The organism is Flavobacterium sp. DW-iso2 (genome assembly GCF_058725285.1).
This window is the reverse complement of the sequence record NZ_JBZXDY010000016.1, coordinates 1-16,804: the sequence shown is the minus strand read 5'-3', so window position 1 is coordinate 16,804 and position 16,804 is coordinate 1. Positions and strand designations below refer to the sequence as shown.

The 16,804-nt window shown below is 32.4% G+C and carries 15 protein-coding genes; 6 read left to right on the top strand and 9 right to left on the bottom strand.

Going from position 1 to position 16,804, the window contains the following annotated elements:
* Window position 1: 1 nt before the first annotated feature.
* Genes AC4PRO_RS11675 through AC4PRO_RS11655 form a run of 5 tightly spaced genes read right to left on the bottom strand, consistent with a single transcriptional unit; the run spans window position 2 to window position 5,169 of the window.
* Window positions 2-1,465 carry a UDP-N-acetylmuramoyl-L-alanyl-D-glutamate--2,6-diaminopimelate ligase gene (locus AC4PRO_RS11675; RefSeq protein ID WP_492117465.1) on the bottom strand — a complete coding sequence of 488 codons (1,464 nt, stop codon included), beginning with the start codon at window positions 1,463-1,465 and terminating at the stop codon, window positions 2-4.
* A complete protein-coding gene (locus AC4PRO_RS11670; RefSeq protein ID WP_492117464.1) occupies window positions 1,462-3,468 on the bottom strand; it encodes a penicillin-binding transpeptidase domain-containing protein in 2,007 nt (668 codons plus the stop codon). The genes AC4PRO_RS11675 and AC4PRO_RS11670 overlap by 4 nt, the downstream gene beginning before the upstream one ends.
* Window positions 3,459-3,806, bottom strand: a complete 348-nt coding sequence (locus tag AC4PRO_RS11665; protein ID WP_074721550.1) for an FtsL-like putative cell division protein — start codon at window positions 3,804-3,806, stop codon at window positions 3,459-3,461. Before AC4PRO_RS11665 ends, AC4PRO_RS11670 begins: the two co-directional genes overlap by 10 nt.
* A 6-nt stretch (window positions 3,807-3,812) precedes the next feature.
* Window positions 3,813-4,721, bottom strand: a complete 909-nt coding sequence (rsmH, locus tag AC4PRO_RS11660) for a 16S rRNA (cytosine(1402)-N(4))-methyltransferase RsmH (protein ID WP_175460255.1) — start codon at window positions 4,719-4,721, stop codon at window positions 3,813-3,815.
* Window positions 4,696-5,169, bottom strand: a complete 474-nt coding sequence (locus AC4PRO_RS11655) for a division/cell wall cluster transcriptional repressor MraZ (RefSeq protein WP_492117463.1) — start codon at window positions 5,167-5,169, stop codon at window positions 4,696-4,698. The genes rsmH and AC4PRO_RS11655 overlap by 26 nt, the downstream gene beginning before the upstream one ends.
* A gap of 396 nt (window positions 5,170-5,565) precedes the next feature.
* On the opposite strand from AC4PRO_RS11655, the gene AC4PRO_RS11650 reads away from it, so the two are divergent.
* On the top strand, window positions 5,566-6,330 hold the full coding sequence (locus AC4PRO_RS11650) for an alpha/beta fold hydrolase (protein WP_074721554.1): 765 nt from the start codon (window positions 5,566-5,568) through the stop codon (window positions 6,328-6,330).
* Window positions 6,331-6,369: 39 nt separating this feature from the next.
* Window positions 6,370-6,990, top strand: a complete 621-nt coding sequence (yihA, locus tag AC4PRO_RS11645; protein WP_074721556.1) for a ribosome biogenesis GTP-binding protein YihA/YsxC — start codon at window positions 6,370-6,372, stop codon at window positions 6,988-6,990.
* 91 nt (window positions 6,991-7,081) lie between these two features.
* On the opposite strand, the gene gldC is transcribed toward yihA, so the two are convergent.
* Both gldC and gldB read right to left on the bottom strand, forming a co-directional pair.
* Window positions 7,082-7,417: a gliding motility protein GldC gene (gldC, locus tag AC4PRO_RS11640; protein WP_074721558.1), complete on the bottom strand. Its 336-nt coding sequence runs from the start codon at window positions 7,415-7,417 to the stop codon at window positions 7,082-7,084.
* Complete coding sequence (gldB, locus tag AC4PRO_RS11635) at window positions 7,417-8,373, bottom strand: gliding motility lipoprotein GldB (protein ID WP_074722048.1); 957 nt, start codon at window positions 8,371-8,373, stop codon at window positions 7,417-7,419. The genes gldC and gldB overlap by 1 nt, the downstream gene beginning before the upstream one ends.
* Before the next feature lie 101 nt (window positions 8,374-8,474).
* Here gldB and nadE point away from each other — a divergent pair, with 101 nt between their 5' ends.
* Window positions 8,475-9,275 (top strand): NAD(+) synthase, encoded by an 801-nt coding sequence (gene nadE, locus AC4PRO_RS11630; protein ID WP_492117462.1) that lies wholly within the window; start codon window positions 8,475-8,477, stop codon window positions 9,273-9,275.
* A gap of 90 nt (window positions 9,276-9,365) precedes the next feature.
* Window positions 9,366-9,995 carry a response regulator transcription factor gene (locus AC4PRO_RS11625; RefSeq protein WP_074721562.1) on the top strand — a complete coding sequence of 210 codons (630 nt, stop codon included), beginning with the start codon at window positions 9,366-9,368 and terminating at the stop codon, window positions 9,993-9,995.
* Here the strand turns inward: AC4PRO_RS11625 and dnaG are convergent, their stop codons facing one another.
* Window positions 9,996-11,963 (bottom strand): DNA primase, encoded by a 1,968-nt coding sequence (gene dnaG, locus AC4PRO_RS11620; RefSeq protein ID WP_492117461.1) that lies wholly within the window; start codon window positions 11,961-11,963, stop codon window positions 9,996-9,998.
* Between the two features lie 349 nt (window positions 11,964-12,312).
* Between dnaG and AC4PRO_RS11615 the strand changes: the two genes are divergently transcribed.
* Window positions 12,313-15,498: a sensor histidine kinase gene (locus AC4PRO_RS11615; protein WP_492117460.1), complete on the top strand. Its 3,186-nt coding sequence runs from the start codon at window positions 12,313-12,315 to the stop codon at window positions 15,496-15,498.
* Between the two features lie 646 nt (window positions 15,499-16,144).
* Window positions 16,145-16,300 carry a hypothetical protein gene (locus tag AC4PRO_RS11610; RefSeq protein ID WP_492117459.1) on the top strand — a complete coding sequence of 52 codons (156 nt, stop codon included), beginning with the start codon at window positions 16,145-16,147 and terminating at the stop codon, window positions 16,298-16,300.
* A gap of 92 nt (window positions 16,301-16,392) precedes the next feature.
* Here AC4PRO_RS11610 and AC4PRO_RS11605 read toward each other — a convergent pair whose 3' ends face one another.
* Complete coding sequence (locus AC4PRO_RS11605; protein WP_492117496.1) at window positions 16,393-16,653, bottom strand: helix-turn-helix domain-containing protein; 261 nt, start codon at window positions 16,651-16,653, stop codon at window positions 16,393-16,395.
* Between the last annotated feature and the right edge of the window lie 151 nt (window positions 16,654-16,804).

Sequence of the window (16,804 nt, the reverse complement as noted above, 5' to 3'; positions counted from 1 at the left end):
ACTATTTATGAAGTTGTTCTAATATCTCTTTCACTATTTTCATGTCGTCAAAATCATGACGCACACCATTGATTTCCTGATAGGTTTCATGTCCTTTTCCTGCAATCAAAATAATATCGTTTGGCTGCGCCAATTGACAAGCTGTTTTTATAGCTTGCTTTCTGTCCGTTATAGCCAATACTTTTTTATAATTCTCTGCCGCAACACCTACTTCCATCTCCTGGATAATCGTATCTGGATTTTCATTTCTTGGATTATCAGACGTAAGAATTACTTTATCACTCAATTCAGAGGCGATAGTCGCCATAATTGGTCGTTTGGTTTTATCTCTGTTTCCACCGCAACCTACAACAGTAATCAACTGCTCATTTTTAGTTCGAATATCATTAGTTGTTTTCAAAACATTCTCCAGCGCATCAGGAGTATGAGCATAATCGACAATTACTGTGATATTTGTAGTAGAAACAATGTATTGAAATCTTCCTGAAACACTTTCTAGCTCAGACAATAAACGAAGTGTTTCTAAACTGTCCATTCCTAATTCAACTGCAGTTCCATAAATTGCCAAAACATTATAGGCATTAAAAGTTCCTATTAGTTTAACCCAAATTTCATTCCCATCAATCTTCAAAAGCAAACCTGACAATTGATTTTCGAGAATCTGAGCTTTATAATCTGCGTATGATTTTAAAGCATAAGTTCGTTTATTCGCTACTGTATTTTGCAACATTACAGCACCATTTTTATCATCAACATTAGTTAAGACAAAAGCATTTTTTGGAAGGTTGTCAAAAAATGATTTTTTCACATCTCTATATTCAGCAAAAGTGGGATGGTAATCCAAATGATCATGTGATAAATTAGTAAAAACTCCACCTACGAAATGCAATGCTTCTGTTCGCTTTTGATGAATCCCGTGAGAACTCACTTCCATAAAACAATACTCAACACCTGCATTTCTCATTTCTGCTAAATAATGATTAATAGTGATTGAATCTGGCGTAGTATGTGTGGCTTTGTATTCGATTTCATCAACCAATATCTTAACAGTAGAAATCAATCCTACTTTAAAACCTGCTTTTTTGAATAATTGATATAATAAAGAAGCGATAGTAGTCTTCCCGTTTGTTCCGGTAATACCAACCAACTTTAAATTTTCAGATGGATTTCCAAAATAATTAGCCGCCATGAAGGCCAATGCTTTATTGGTGTCTTTCACCTGTATGTATGTGATTCCTTTTTCGAAATTTTCTGGAAAAGTATCACAGACGATTGCTATAGCCCCTAATTCGATTGCTTTTTGAATGAACTCATGTCCATCTGAAACAGAACCACGTATAGCTACAAAAATGTCGTTCTTTTCAATTTTTCTTGAATCAAATTCGATTTTACCTACAGCAACTTCAGCCGAACCATGTACGGCTTCGATTGCAACTTTGTATAATATGTCTTTTAGTATAATCACAGTAATTCTAATGTTATAGTTGTGTTATTTATTATATTGTGACCCGCTTGAAGCGATTGTGTCGTAACCTTCCCTTTACCAACTACTTTTACTTTTAAATGCAAATTTTCTAATAAAGCAATTGCATCCATTGCAGGCATACCTTTTACATTTGGAATTAGCTGCTGTGGCTTTTGTAATTTAGCAAAATAGTTGTTGTAATTATTTTCTTGTTTTGGGACTTTTCTGTTTATGTTTTTTATTTCATTTGTCGATGGCACATCTGTAAAAATCTTTTGTGCAATTCTTTTAAAAACAGGCCCCGCAACATCGGCTCCATAATAATTATTTTTTGCTGTATTAGGTTTATGTACTACTACAATACATGAATATTTAGGATGATCTGCTGGAAAATATCCAACAAAAGAAGACGCATAATACAAGGCAGACTTTCCTTCTTTCCCACCATAATTCATCTGAACCGTTCCTGTTTTTCCTGCCATAGAAAAATCTTTCGAATATAATTTAGAACCTGTTCCTTTTTTAACAACATTCTGCAAGACAGCCTTTAATTTTCTAATTGTCTCTGGCGAACAAACCTTTGGATTAATCACTTCTGTATCGAATTTCTTAATTGTTTTGTTCCATTCTTTAATTTCGGAAACAAACTGCGGCTTTACCATTACTCCATTATTTGCTACAGAGTTATAAAATGCCAATGTCTGCATTGGAGTAACTGAAACTTCGTATCCAAATGCCATCCACGGAAGTGAAATTCCTGACCAGCTTTTATCTCCAGGATGTGGAATAATCGGTTTTCCTTCTCCTTTAAGATCCAATCCTAAAGTTTTATCCAAACCAAAATTTCTAATATGATTTACAAATTTTGATGGATTGCTTTTGTAATTCTCATAAACCGCCTGAACCATAACTGTATTTGATGAAAGTTCAAATCCACGAGCTAACGAAATTTTCCCATAACCACCCGTATGTGAATCGCGTACAGATCTTCCATAATACTTAACTATACCTCCATGGCTATCATAAACGGTACTCGTATCAGCTACCTTGTCTTCTAGAATTGCCATTAAATCAACTAATTTAAACGTCGACCCTGGTTCGTGGGATTCAGCAACGGCATAATTAGTAGTTTCATAATAAGTTCCATCATCGGCTCTGCCTAAATTAGAAATAGCTCGTACTTTTCCAGTTTCGGTTTCCATTACCACGACACAACCATGATCTGCCTCATACTCTTGTAATTGTTTTAATAAAGCATGATGTGCAATATCTTGTATGTAAACATCTATCGTTGAGATTACATCGTAGCCGTCTTGAGGATCCACTTCGTTAACATCACGAATGGGTTTCCATTGTCCTTTTGCTATTTTTTGTTTCAGAATTTTACCGTCCTTCCCATTCAAATATTTCCTGTAAGCCCATTCGATTCCTTTACCGTCATAAGTACCTTCAGGTCTCATTCTTTCATAGCCAATTGTACGTTCGGCAATTTTACCTATTGGATGTTCCCTAACCGTTTTTTGTTCGATTATAATTCCACCTTTATATGCACCTAATTTAAACAAGGGAAATCCTTTAATTTTTATATAATCTGTATAACTCAAATCCCGGGCAATTAAGTAATAACGATTATTATTTGCTCTCGCTCTTCTCAGTTCATTTTGATAAAAACTACTTGATTTACCCAAAACAAATGCCAGCGAATCAGATAGTGACTGAACATTCTTCTCAAATATTTCCATTTTTGGCGCTAAAGCATCAAAACGTATTTCATAATTAGGAATTGAAGTCGCTAATAAGCTTCCATCCGAGGAATAAATATTTCCTTTATTTGAAGGAATAACAAAATTTTTAACCGTTCTCTCTTTGGCTAATTTTCTATAATAATCCCCTTCAACCCACTGAATATTAGTTAACTTAATAGCAATAGCGATCGCTACCAAAAAGATAGCAAATGCAACGAGATAGATTCTATATGATATGTGTTTATCTTCTACTGCCATATTTTTTTTAGAAAAGTTTTCTCTTCTTCTTTTTTTACTTTTATTTTAATTGGAGGAACAGTCGATGGGAAAATTTGTTTTTCCATCATTTTTTCAGAAACAGTAGATTCCATTTTCAACTTCATCAACTGAGAACGTCTATCAACAAATTCGGATCTTAATTCTTTCACTTCGGTTGTTAATTTGGCAATTTTAAAAACTTTTTGTTCAAAACGCTGCGTATTAGCAATCATGATTATCGCTAAAAGAATAAGAAAAACGATAAAACGCCAATTTTTCATCGCGTCATCATCGATTAGAAATCTCGCTTTTAATATGTTATAAACACCGTTTTTCATTCTGAATTATATCTTTTCTGCTATTCTTAATTTAGCACTACGAGCTCTATTATTTAACTTTATCTCTTCTTTGTCTGGTACTATTAGCTTCCCGATCGTCTTAAACGGCACAGAAAAATTACCATAAAAGTCGCGCTCAGGCTCGCCTTCAAACATCCCGTTTTTTACATATCGCTTCACCAATCTATCTTCTAATGAGTGATATGAAATAACGCTTAATCGACCTCCTGGTTTTAACACTTCTAATGACTGCTCCAAGAATTCTTTTAGAACATCCATTTCTTGATTTACCTCAATTCGAATAGCTTGATAGATTTGAGCTAGTATTTTATTTCTTACTCTCTCTGGTAAATATTTTGCCAAAACCTCCTTTAACTCATCGGTAGTCTTAATAAGCTGTACTTCTCTAGCCTCAACAATGGTCCTTGCCAAAACAGGAGCATTTTTCAATTCTCCATAATCCAAAAACACTCTCTTTAAGTCTGCCTCGTCATATTCATTAACTACTTTGTAAGCATTTAAGTCGTTTTTTTGACTCATTCTCATATCCAATCCAGCATCAAAACGAGTAGAAAAACCCCTTTCTGCAACATCAAATTGGTGAGAGGAAACTCCCAAATCAGCTAAAATTCCATCCACACTTTTCAAACCGTAAAAACGCAAGAAACGTTTGATGAATCTAAAATTCTCGTTAATAAGTGTAAATCGCTCATCTGGTAAAGCATTTGCCAAAGCGTCCTCATCCTGATCAAAAGCAAACAATTTTCCGTTTGGCCCTAACCTACTTAATATTTCTTTCGAATGCCCTCCTCCACCGAAGGTTACATCTACATACACGCCATCAGGCTTGATATTTAAACCATCTACTGATGCTTGAAGCAAAACCGGATTATGATATTCCATTGTCGTCGTCATTTATATTTCCCATTACCTCTTCTGCTAAATCTGCAAAATCTACGTCTTCACCATTTATCGATGTCTCGTATAAATCTTTGTCCCAAATCTCCACTATGTTAACAGCGGAAGAAAACACAACCTCTTTAGTAATACTACCAAAAGCCACTAAATCTTTAGGGATCAGCAGTCTCCCTAAAGAATCTATTTCTACCACTTTTACACCCGCGGTGAATCTTCGAATAAAATCATTATTCTTTTTTACGAACCGATTTAACTTATTAATTCTTGCCATCATCACATTCCATTCTTCCATAGGATACAACTCCAAACAAGGCTGAAAAACTGAACGCTTCAAAACGAAACCGCTTTGAAGGGAAAGTGTCAATTGCTTTTTCAAAGGCGCCGGCAACAGCACCCTTCCTTTAGCATCGACCTTACATTCATATGTTCCAACAATTGTATTCAATAGAATAGTTTTAAAATGATATAGAGCAAAAATATGAAAAATATCACCACTATTTACCACTATCTACCACTTTGTTAATAAGTTTAACCACATCCAAGCAAAATCCCTTAGAGGCAAGACTCACAGACTGTCAGACTATTAGCTATTTTATAAGTTATTCACAACAAAGTTTAAACTATGTAAATTCCGACCTGATTATTTTCAAAATTTTAACTAAAACACCTTTTTACTTACAATAGAAAAACACCTTAAAAAGAACTTTTTTTATATAATATTCACGCTCTTAATGACAAATAAGTTCAAAAGGCATTAATAGGAGCAAAAAATGTTTTCAAAAATTCTTTTTAATTTTTTAAATACTATATTTGTGAAAATTGAAAATCCGTATTCAAAAACATGGAAAAAAACTATAAGAAGGAAGGTAAATACAGCTATTATGAAGCTGGAGAAGGAACGCCAATTGTAATCTTACACGGGCTAATGGGGGGATTGAGTAATTTTGATGCCGTAGCCAGTCATTTTTCTGAAAAAGGATACAAAATTGTTATTCCGGATCTACCTATCTATACCCAAAATATTTTAAAAACAAACGTAAAAAGTTTCGCTAAATACGTTAAGGATTTTATCACTTTTAAAGGATTTGACAGAGTAATTCTTCTTGGGAATTCACTTGGAGGACATATTGCTTTATACCATACAAAAATGTACCCTGAAAAAGTGGCAGGACTTGTAATAACAGGAAGTTCCGGATTGTATGAAAGCGCCATGGGCGATAGTTATCCAAAAAGAGGTGACTATGAGTATATCAAGAAAAAAGCTGAAGACGTATTCTACGACCCTGCAATTGCTACACCAGAATTAATTGACGAAGTTTACGCAACAGTTAATGACAGAATAAAATTAATCAAAACATTAACAATTGCTAAAAGTGCCATTCGTCATAACATGGCTAAAGACCTTCCAAAGATGCATGTACGAACGTGTATTATTTGGGGTAAAAATGATAAAGTTACACCTCCGGATGTTGCTGAAGAATTTAACAAATTATTACCCAACTCAAGCTTATACTGGATTGACAAATGTGGTCACGCAGCAATGATGGAACATCCAGAAGAGTTCAATCGTTTGCTTGAAGAATGGCTAACTAAATCCAATTTATAAGTACCTCTCTTCCATAAAAGAAGTTTTATACAAAAAAATATGAAAATCAATACCGCCGAATTTGTAATTAGCAACTCCGATGTGAGCAAATGTCCAAAAGACCGTTTGCCAGAATACGCTTTTATAGGCAGGTCTAATGTTGGAAAGTCCTCATTAATCAATATGCTGACAAACCAAAAAAAATTAGCTAAAACATCTGGAAGACCCGGAAAAACACAGCTAATTAATCATTTCCTAATCAACAACAATTGGTTCTTAGTTGATTTACCTGGATATGGTTATGCTAAAGTATCCAAAAAAACAAAATCAGTTTTCCAACAGTTTATAACCGATTATTTTGAAACAAGAGAACAGTTGGTTTGTGCTTTTGTTTTAATCGATATCCGTCATGAAGCTCAAACAATAGATATTGAATTCATGTCTTATATGGGAGAGAGCGAAATTCCTTTTTGTATAATTTTTACTAAAGCAGACAAGATCAGTAAAGTAAAAATTGATTCGCATATTGCGGCATATAAGAAAAGTATGTTTGCTAATAATTGGGCCGAAATGCCACAATATTTCGTAACCTCTGCAACAGAATCGTTAGGAAAAGAAGATGTTTTAAACTATATCGACGAAGTAAATCAAGAAATTTTCAAGAGCGGTGGTCAGTTTTAAAAAATAGAGCACGTTCACTTCCAAATAAAAAAAACATCCCAAAACTTAAATTTAAGCTTTGGGATGTTTTGCTTTACAGAAGAATTTGATCTTACTTCTTCAATTCTAGTTTTTCTGCAAAATACTCGCAAAAATCCCTCATAGTATCCGCCATTTTTTCATCATTTGTGGCACGTTGAAAAGTATCTGACATTGCCACCAAGGTTTGATGGAAGAAAATTTTCATTTCATCTACAGGCATCTCTTTTGTCCATAAATCAATACGCATACTTTCTTTGGCTTTACCATCCCACACAGACAACATAATTGCCTTTGCCTCTTCCAACTCTACTCCTCCGTCTTTTGCCGACCACAATAGTTTTTCCGGAACACGGTTTTCATCTAATTCTACAAGAAATTTAATTTCTGATCTGTTTTTATCTGACATTACTTTTTAGGTTTGTATTTTGATTTTTCAAATATTTCTTTAGCATTTGTATCTAATAATTGCTGCAAAGATACTTCATTGTTTTTCATATAGGAGCGAACTATTTGCCATCCTATCCAACCACCAACTTGGCCCGGTGTTTCATTATCGATTTCTAAATAAAATTTAGAAAAAGGTGCTGGACTTATAAAACGCGGAATCAGTTTTTGATCATCACTATAGAGCATTTCTTTTTCGATAAAATAGCGCCACATATAACTCTCATTTTGATTACACCACTCTATCTGCTCGTTTGTATATCCCATCTTATCGGCATCGCTATAATCAGGCAGCAACACATCTTTCATGTACAATTCCTTTCCTGAATTTATCATTTTAGACAATAAATTTTTAGAAGTATCTGGCGCTACTTTTCGTTTGTAAAAACTCGCAACTACGTCAGGCATAATTTGGCTTTCCTCGAAGTTCTGCTTTATATACTTAGGAAACTGATAGAACTTATGCTCTTTTCCCAAGTACATTTCGAGCGAAATAATTACAAGACTATCCGCATAAATGACTTTATTATTATAATCCATTTCAGAAATTACAGTAATCACTTTTGGCGTCTTCGTTTCAGGAAAATAATATTTCATATGCTTAAAAAGCTCTTCCAGGTCCTTTTTGACAGGTTCGAAATTCGCATATTTTTTCTGAACTTCTGAATATAATTCTCTCCAAAGAGGATCCTGCATTTTATTTAACCACACGGCGTCATCATTTCCTGGAGGAAAGAAAAAAGGAAACTGTTTTCTTACTTTATATAGGTCTTTTGGTTCCGTTTCAAAAAACACTTTATCGAATCGCTCTACCTTTATTTCTACAGCAACATCATTGATTGCATTCTCTGTTTTGCTTTTTTTACCACATGATAGTAAAAAAAGACATATAAGCATCAAAATGTGAGATTTTTTCATTATTTTTTTTTTAAATTTGCACTCTATAGAATGAGAAAAAGAAGCGCGCACTTGAATGATTTTGCAAATATACATTCCTGCTTGTTAAAACGTAAACTATTATGATTAAAAAAAACACGCTTCAAGTTGAAAGTGCGAACACCCATATTGTCAATTGGCTAAAAACATATGCTGAAAACGCAAAAGTAAATGGCTTTGTTGTTGGGATATCCGGCGGAGTAGATTCAGCGGTAACCTCAACTTTGTGTGCACAAACGGGACTAAAGGTTTTATGTATTGAAATGCCTATTCATCAACATGAAAGCCATGTTAGCCGCGGACGTGAGCATATTCAACAATTGAAAGATAGATTTTCAAATGTTTCAGATACACTCGCAGATCTAACATCTGTTTTTGAAACTTTCAAAAATGAGGTTCCTACTGACTTTGAAGAACACAAGCTAAATCTAACACTTGCAAATACACGTGCTCGTTTGCGAATGACCACTTTATATTATTTTGCAGGAGTGCATGGATTATTAGTAGCGGGGACAGGAAATAAAGTAGAAGATTTTGGCGTTGGCTTTTTTACAAAATATGGAGATGGTGGCGTAGACCTTAGTCCAATTGCCGATTTAATGAAATCGGAAGTATTTATGTTAGCCGAATACTTAAAAGTTCCTGCTTCCATTTTAAACGCGGCTCCATCTGACGGACTGTTTGGTGACGAAAAAACGGATGAAGCACAGTTAGGTGCTACTTATGATGAATTAGAATGGGCTATGATTCAAGACGAAGAAGGAAAAGCTAATACTGACTTCTCTGGAAGAGAAAAAATAGTGTTTGAAATATACAAACGCTTGAATAAAATTAACCAACACAAAATGAAAGAAATACCTGTTTGTTTAGTTAATCGATATTAATAGTCTTTTTATCCATATAATTAGGAATAATACCTAAATTTTTTTATATTTAATAACAATTTGTGACAAAAAACTCTAAAACTAAAAATCATGATAAAAGTATGCGTAGCAGATAACTACCCGGTAGTTCATTTCGGAGTGAAATCGTATTTTAAAGATCACGCCGAAATATCATTAGTTGCCAATGTTGGTAATTTTTTAATGATTCGTGATATTCTTCTAACCAAAGAAATTGATGTTTTAATTTTAGACTTAGAATTAGAAGGTCTTTCCAGTATTTTTGAAGTCAAATCTATTTTGAAAAACTTTCCGAAGACGAAAATTATTATATTCAGCGGTCTTTCAGAACAGATTTATGCACCAAATGCAATTAAAGCAGGTGTTTCAGGATTTGTTCACAAAACAGAAAAATTGGAGACCTTAGGTCAATCAATTATTAAAGTGAATCAAGGAAAGATCATCATGAATGAAACCGTGAAGAAAAACCTAGCCTTAATTGCGAAACAAAGCAAAAGCGAACGTTTGTATCGAAAACTTTCCAATCGTGAGGTTGAAGTGTTGCGTTATTTAAGTGGAGGTAAAAAGAATCATGAAATTGCTGAAATTCTAGGCCTTAACGAGAAAACGATAAGTACCTACAAATTGCGTTTATTAACGAAACTCAATGTTACTAATCTAGTTGATTTAGTAAACAAAGCAAAAACATTAGAAATAGTATAATTAAAATCGAGACATAACCCGTCCTAATTTTTTCGAAAAAGCAGAAGTTAGACCGAGGTAATCTCTAATCATAGTCATAGGCTCCGTATTATCTGATTCAGATGTTATGGAGCTTTTTATTTCTTCAATAATTTTACCTACTAAATACCAGCGCAGCGTTAAAATAGTCTCTGAGACATTTTGACCTATCGTGTCCTTTTTATATTTTGGAAAAATATTTTGTCCCTCCCAATTGTGCAAAACAACTCTTTCATCTTCCATTAAAATATCAGTAACCTCTTGGGCAAACGCTGGCTGCAAATGCATCAAATATTGTTCTAAACTGAAACCATCATTTTGAAGAAAATAGTTAATCAGATCATTGAATATATCCCGAAACAACGGATTTGCTAATTCAACCTCATCTTCTTGTAGGCTCAAATAGATTCTATGAAATACTTTGTATTCCTTTTTTTCAATCACATGTTCAATCTCACCTTCTCCATTTGATTTTAAAAGCACATCTTCAAATTCTTCCGTTTTATCACCATAGAGAAGCAATATCTCTATTATTTTTCGTTCTAAACGATAAAGAATATCCACCTTTTCAGCATCGGTCGGATTTTCATTTTTCACAACTTCTAACGCCTTGTATTCTTGCTTTTGTTTTTTACCAACCTCAGCATTGTCTTTCTGAACTAACTGTGCCAAAGTACTGATTAGCACCTGCTCTGAAATATCCATTATTCGGGAACATTCCTGGATGTATATTTCACGTTGGATTCTATCTGGTATTTTAGAAATACTAACTACCATATCCCGAATCAAATCGGCTTTCTTTATTGGATCATTCTTTGCTTCATTCATCAAAAGCGATGCTTTAAACTGAATGAAATCTTTTGCATTGTTTTCGAGATAAGCGACTAAATCATCATGAGATGTTTTCTTGGCAAAACTGTCTGGATCTTCTCCATCTGGAAAAGTACAAAGCTTTACATTCATCCCCTCTTCCAGAATCAAATCGATTCCTCGAACGGAAGCACGCAATCCAGCAGCATCACCATCAAAAAGGACAGTAATATTTTTTGTTAGCCTATTAATTAAACGAATTTGATCTGGTGTCAATGCTGTCCCAGAAGATGCAACTACGTTCTCAATTCCAGATTGATTAAACTGAATAACGTCAGTATAACCTTCGACCAAAAAACAATTATTAAGTTTGGCAATAGACTGTTTGGCTTGAAAGATCCCGTACAATACCTTACTCTTATGGTAAATATCGCTTTCTGGTGAGTTTAAATATTTGGCCGCCTTTTTATCATTGGTCAATATTCTTCCTCCAAAACCAAGTACCCTTCCTGACATACTTTGTATCGGAAACATAACGCGGCTTTTGAAACGGTCAAAGGGTCTGTCTTCTCTAGCAATTGTTAAACCTGTACTTTCCAGAAACTCTAATTTATAACCTTTTCCAAGTGCTTCTTTGGTAAAGGCATCCCAAGTATCCGGAGAATATCCAAGACTAAACTTTTCAATGGTTTCATTAGTAAACCCTCTTTCTTTAAAATAAGAAAGACCAATAGCTTTTCCTTCTTCAGATTTTAAAAGTGTTTTATGAAAATAATCTTTTGCAAATTCAGAAACTAAGTACATACTCTCTCGAATATCTGTATTTGCTTTTTCTTCATTTGTCTGCTCTGTTTCCTCTATTTCTATATTGTATTTCCTAGCTAAGTATCGAATTGCTTCCGGATAGGTAAAATGTTCGTGTTCCATTACAAAAGCCACAGAATTGCCTCCTTTTCCAGAGCTAAAATCTTTCCAAATCCCTTTGGCTGGGGAAACCATAAAGGATGGAGAACGCTCGTCAGAGAACGGACTTAGTCCTTTAAAATTACTTCCTGCCCTTTTTAATTGGACAAAATCACCAATAACCTCCTCTACTCGAGCAGTTTCAAAAACAGTATCTATAGTCGCTTTAGAAATCATTATTATTTTGCATTAAGCAAGCAAATATACAAAGTTTGATTTTTGAAAATCAATTTTAAAGAATCTAAATTATCGTAAAATAACACCTTATTCTAAAGAAATACCAATAAACTGTATCGAAAAAATAAATTGAATTATCATTTAAAAAAAAACCACCAAATCAAATATTATTTTAAAAACTTATTGGTTTCAAAAACACATCTGTATCTCAATCATATTTTTACGGATAAAAGAGTTAAATAAATTAAAGTTTAGTACGTTAATTCGCTTCTCCTATAAATGACTAAATTACTGTAGTTTTACACAATCAATTTAAGTCCCGAAACCATAACCCATAATTGAAAAAAAAATGAATATTTCAGAAGCAAGCTCTAGTTCGCATTCCTTAAATTTAGACTTAACAGAAAGCACACTTAAAAAAGAATTTGATACTATTTTAGACTACATAACAGATATTTGTGACGTTTCGCATGTATTTATTTCACTAAAATTAGAACAAAATAACATTATATTATCTCAAAAAGGATTAGAGAATTTCAATACCCCAAATGAAATTTCACACTTTAATGAACTTGCAAATAAACATGAAATTTTGATTCTTTCTGGTATAAATCAAAACTGCAACTATCAATTAAATGATAATGAAGAAACATTCACATTTTTTGCAGGTTTTCCAATAAACCCATCAAATAAATTAATTTCTGGAAGTCTTTGTATTCTAAATAAAAAAACTGAAGGAATTAGCAAACATGAATTAAAAATCATAAACCAATGTGTTTCCCAAATAGAATCTACATTAGCATTAAGTGCAAAAAATTCTGATTTAAAAAAACGACTAAGTGAAACAAAAGCCCAATTTCAATCCTTTATTGAAATTATAAACGAAATTATTTACGAACATACCTTAGATGGAAAAATTACATATATTTCTACAAATATCACCTCAGCACTTGGATATGAAGTCCATGAGGTCATTGGTAAAAGCAACTCGGCAATAATTCATCCAGAAGATACTGAAAAGTATTTTTATTTTTTAAGTAACATTAAATTAAATGAGATAAAAGATAAAGAACTAGTCTATAGAGTATTACACAAAGAAGGACACTATGTTTGGCATTCTTCAAAGATTAATCTGATAGAAAAAAATAACGAACAGTTTTATATTGGAAACTGTAGGGACATCACAGAATTTATAGAAAGTCAGCAAGAACTAAAACTACAAAAAGAATTTTACGAAACTATCTTAGACTGTTTACCAACAGATGTTGCCGTATTTGCTCCTAATCACAAGTATCTATATTTGAACCCTGTTGCCATTAAAAACAAAGAACTCAGGGAATATATTATTGGAAAAGATGATTTTGAATATGCTAAACACACCAATAGAACAGATGATTTTGCAATTGAAAGACGCACTAAATTTAATAAAGCGATTCAAAATAAAGAAACGTTGTCATGGGATGAACGATTATGTAATGCCTTTGGAGAAGAAACTTTTCATAGTAGAAAATTCACTCCTGTATTTAATGACAACGAGACTCTGGCAATGATGATCGGCTTTAGCGTAGACATCACTGAAAACACAAAAATACAAAATGAAATTATAAAAAACCGTCAACTTGTAAAAAGCGTTATTGAAAACGTTGCTGTTGGTATATTAGTTCAAGGGCCCCAATCAGAAATTATAGAAAACAATAAGGCTGCTTGTGAAATGCTAGGACTCACGCAAGACCAACTTTTAGGTAAAACATCTTTTGACGAAGATTGGAAGGTAATTCACGAAGATGGTTCCGCCTTTAAACCTGAAGAGCACCCCGTTCCTCAAGCTATAAATAAATCAAAACCAATAAATAATATAGTAATGGGAGTCCGTCGTCCTGTAACCAATGATTTAATTTGGTTATTAGTTGATGCAATTCCAGTTTTTGGACATACTAATCAACTACTTTACGTAATTTGTTCATTCAACGACATAACAGCGCAGAAAAAAACAGAACGAGAGCTAAAAATCAGCAATGAACGTTTTACATATGTCAACATGGCTACTTCTGATGTAATTTGGGATTGGCAAATAGGCTCTGAAAATATTATAATATCAGAAAATTACACGAAGTTATTTGGCCATAAATTAAATAATAGCAATAACCATTTAAACACTCACGATTTTAATACTCTTATTCATCCTGATGACTTAGAAAGAGTTCATAAAAACCTCAAAACAACAATTAAAAGCAAAGCAAGTACTTGGTATGATGAATTCCGTTATTTAAAATCTGATGGCACTTATGCCCATCTAAAAGACAAAGCCTATATTATTCGCGACCAATTAGACAAAGGGATACGAATGATTGGTGCGCAAACTGATATAACAGAAATCAAAAAAATTGAGCAACAAAACAAATTATTACTAGAAGAAAACAACGAAAACAAAAACATCCAACTTAATAAAGCTGAAAGCTTATATCGCCTTTTAGCAGATAATACAATGCACTTAGTATGTTTACATGATTTAAATATGACTTTTCAATATGTATCTCCTTCTATAGAAGCATTAGTTGGATTTACCTCAGAAAACCTAATTGGAAAAAACCCTAGAGATTTTGCGCATCCAGAAGACATTAAAAGAATGACAATTGATTTTGATAATCTCAATTCAAACCATGAACCGACCCGAAATGAATACCGTTATATAAATTCCACAGGAGCATACATCTGGTTAGAAACTGATGCTAAAATCGTTTTTGAAAACGCAGTTCCTATAAGAATTCAAACTAGTACAAGGGATATTTCAAAAAGAAAAGAAGCCGAATTTGTTATTGAAAAAACACTTAAACAACAACGTGAATTAAATGAACTACGCACTAATTTAGTTTCTACCATTTCTCATGAGTTTAGAACTCCAATGACAACCATTAGAACAAGTGCTGAATTAATGGAAATGTATATTCAAGATCAACATTCTCAACGTGACCAAAATCTAAGAAAACAAACAACCAGAATCACAGGCGAAATTGACCGAATTATTGACTTAATGAATTCAGTCCTGATAATATCGAAAGATGACTCTGGGAAGACTAATTTCAAGCCAATAAAATTCGATTTAAAAGAACTCTGTATTTCTATAATCGACACCAGTTTCAGCAACAATATCAAAGGCCAAAAAGTAGATCTATATTTTGAAGGAAATCAATTTTTAATTATTGCAGACAAAAACTTAATAGAGTATGCGATATTTAACCTACTAAATAATGCCTTTAAGTACTCTGAAAATTGTAAAAATGTAAGAATGAAACTAATTTCTAATAAATCTGAAATTCAAGTTGAAATAGTAGATTTTGGTATTGGAATACCAGAAAAAGATCAACCAAAACTATTTAATACTTTTTACAGAGCCAGCAATACTGATGGCATTCAAGGAACAGGTTTAGGACTTTATATTGTAAAAACATTTTTAGAAAGAAATTATGGAAAAATAAAATTAGAAAGTCAGCTTGGAAAAGGGACTAAAGTAACGCTACAATTACCAAAAGCATAAATTAGATCCTCTTTTTAAAATAACAACTAATTGTTGATGAAACAACACCACGAGAAACTATACCCTGAATCTTTATCACTGTCAGTCTAGAAGTAACTGAAACAAAAAAATGAAGGCAGAGCAACTCTAAATAAAACTAGCATTATTCCACTCGAAACAAACATGGTAATTTTTGACGATAATTATTATCTTAAAAAGTATAGAAATAAATAATTTTTAGAATAATATCGTTTCAGAGTTATTTACTAAAACTGAATTCTGAGTTATAAAAAAATGGATGTATCGGGGAGACCAACACTAAAAAATAAGCTTTTATATTTTAAGAAGACAAAAAAAATATAGAAATAAATAATTTTATACAATTATTTGAACCTATGTTTTAATAAAATTAAAAACTTATCATAACAGCTTACATTAAATATTATAATTAATTCGTTTTATCCCCCCGAATAAAATTTTCAGTAAGCTGTATGATAAGAGTTAAACCTACTGAGTAAAGTTACCAAGTAAAAAAATAAAATCATTTACTTTTATTGATAGCTACTAAAAAACTACTGTTAATTTAAAAAGGAGTTTTGTGAAAATCAGAAAAATATATTTTTGTTCTAAATGCAAAGGCTTTACAGAACTTTAAAAAAAAAGTACAATGGCCATCATTAAAACAAATATAGTAAGTGTAAGGCAAAAATATAAAACCCAAGTTATCCTTTTAATTTTATATGAATTTAAAGAAGTTTCAAAATTATTCCAAACTTCTTTTGAAGGTCTACTTTTTATCAAAATATTAGCTTTAATTTATTAAGACTAAAACTTCTATATTACTAAATATGAAGGATTTTAACATTATTAGTAATACATGATTTAAAAATAAATGCTGTTAATTAAAATAATATTTTATATTTGAGTAGACTTAACATAATCTCTTAAAGTCATGCCTACATACTTCTTAAAACTAGTCGAAAAATAAGACAAAGAATTAAAACCTGTTTCTTCCCCTAAAAACTGCATATTTCTTTCTCCCAAGAAAATTAATTTAAGGGCATAATCCAATTTAAATTCTCTTATATACTGACTTATATTTTTTTTAGTGCGTTTTCTTATTTTTTTATCTAATGTGGATCTACTTACATGAAGTTGAAATGCTAGTTCTTCAATATCTATAGTTTTCTTAATGTTTTTGAATAAAATAGCATTAACTGATAATAGAAAATCTTTTTCAGATAATTTTATTCATTGTTGTCCGATAAAAAAAGAAGCCAAAAAGATGGCTTCTTTAAATGAATCGTAAATTTGTGTTTCGACATAC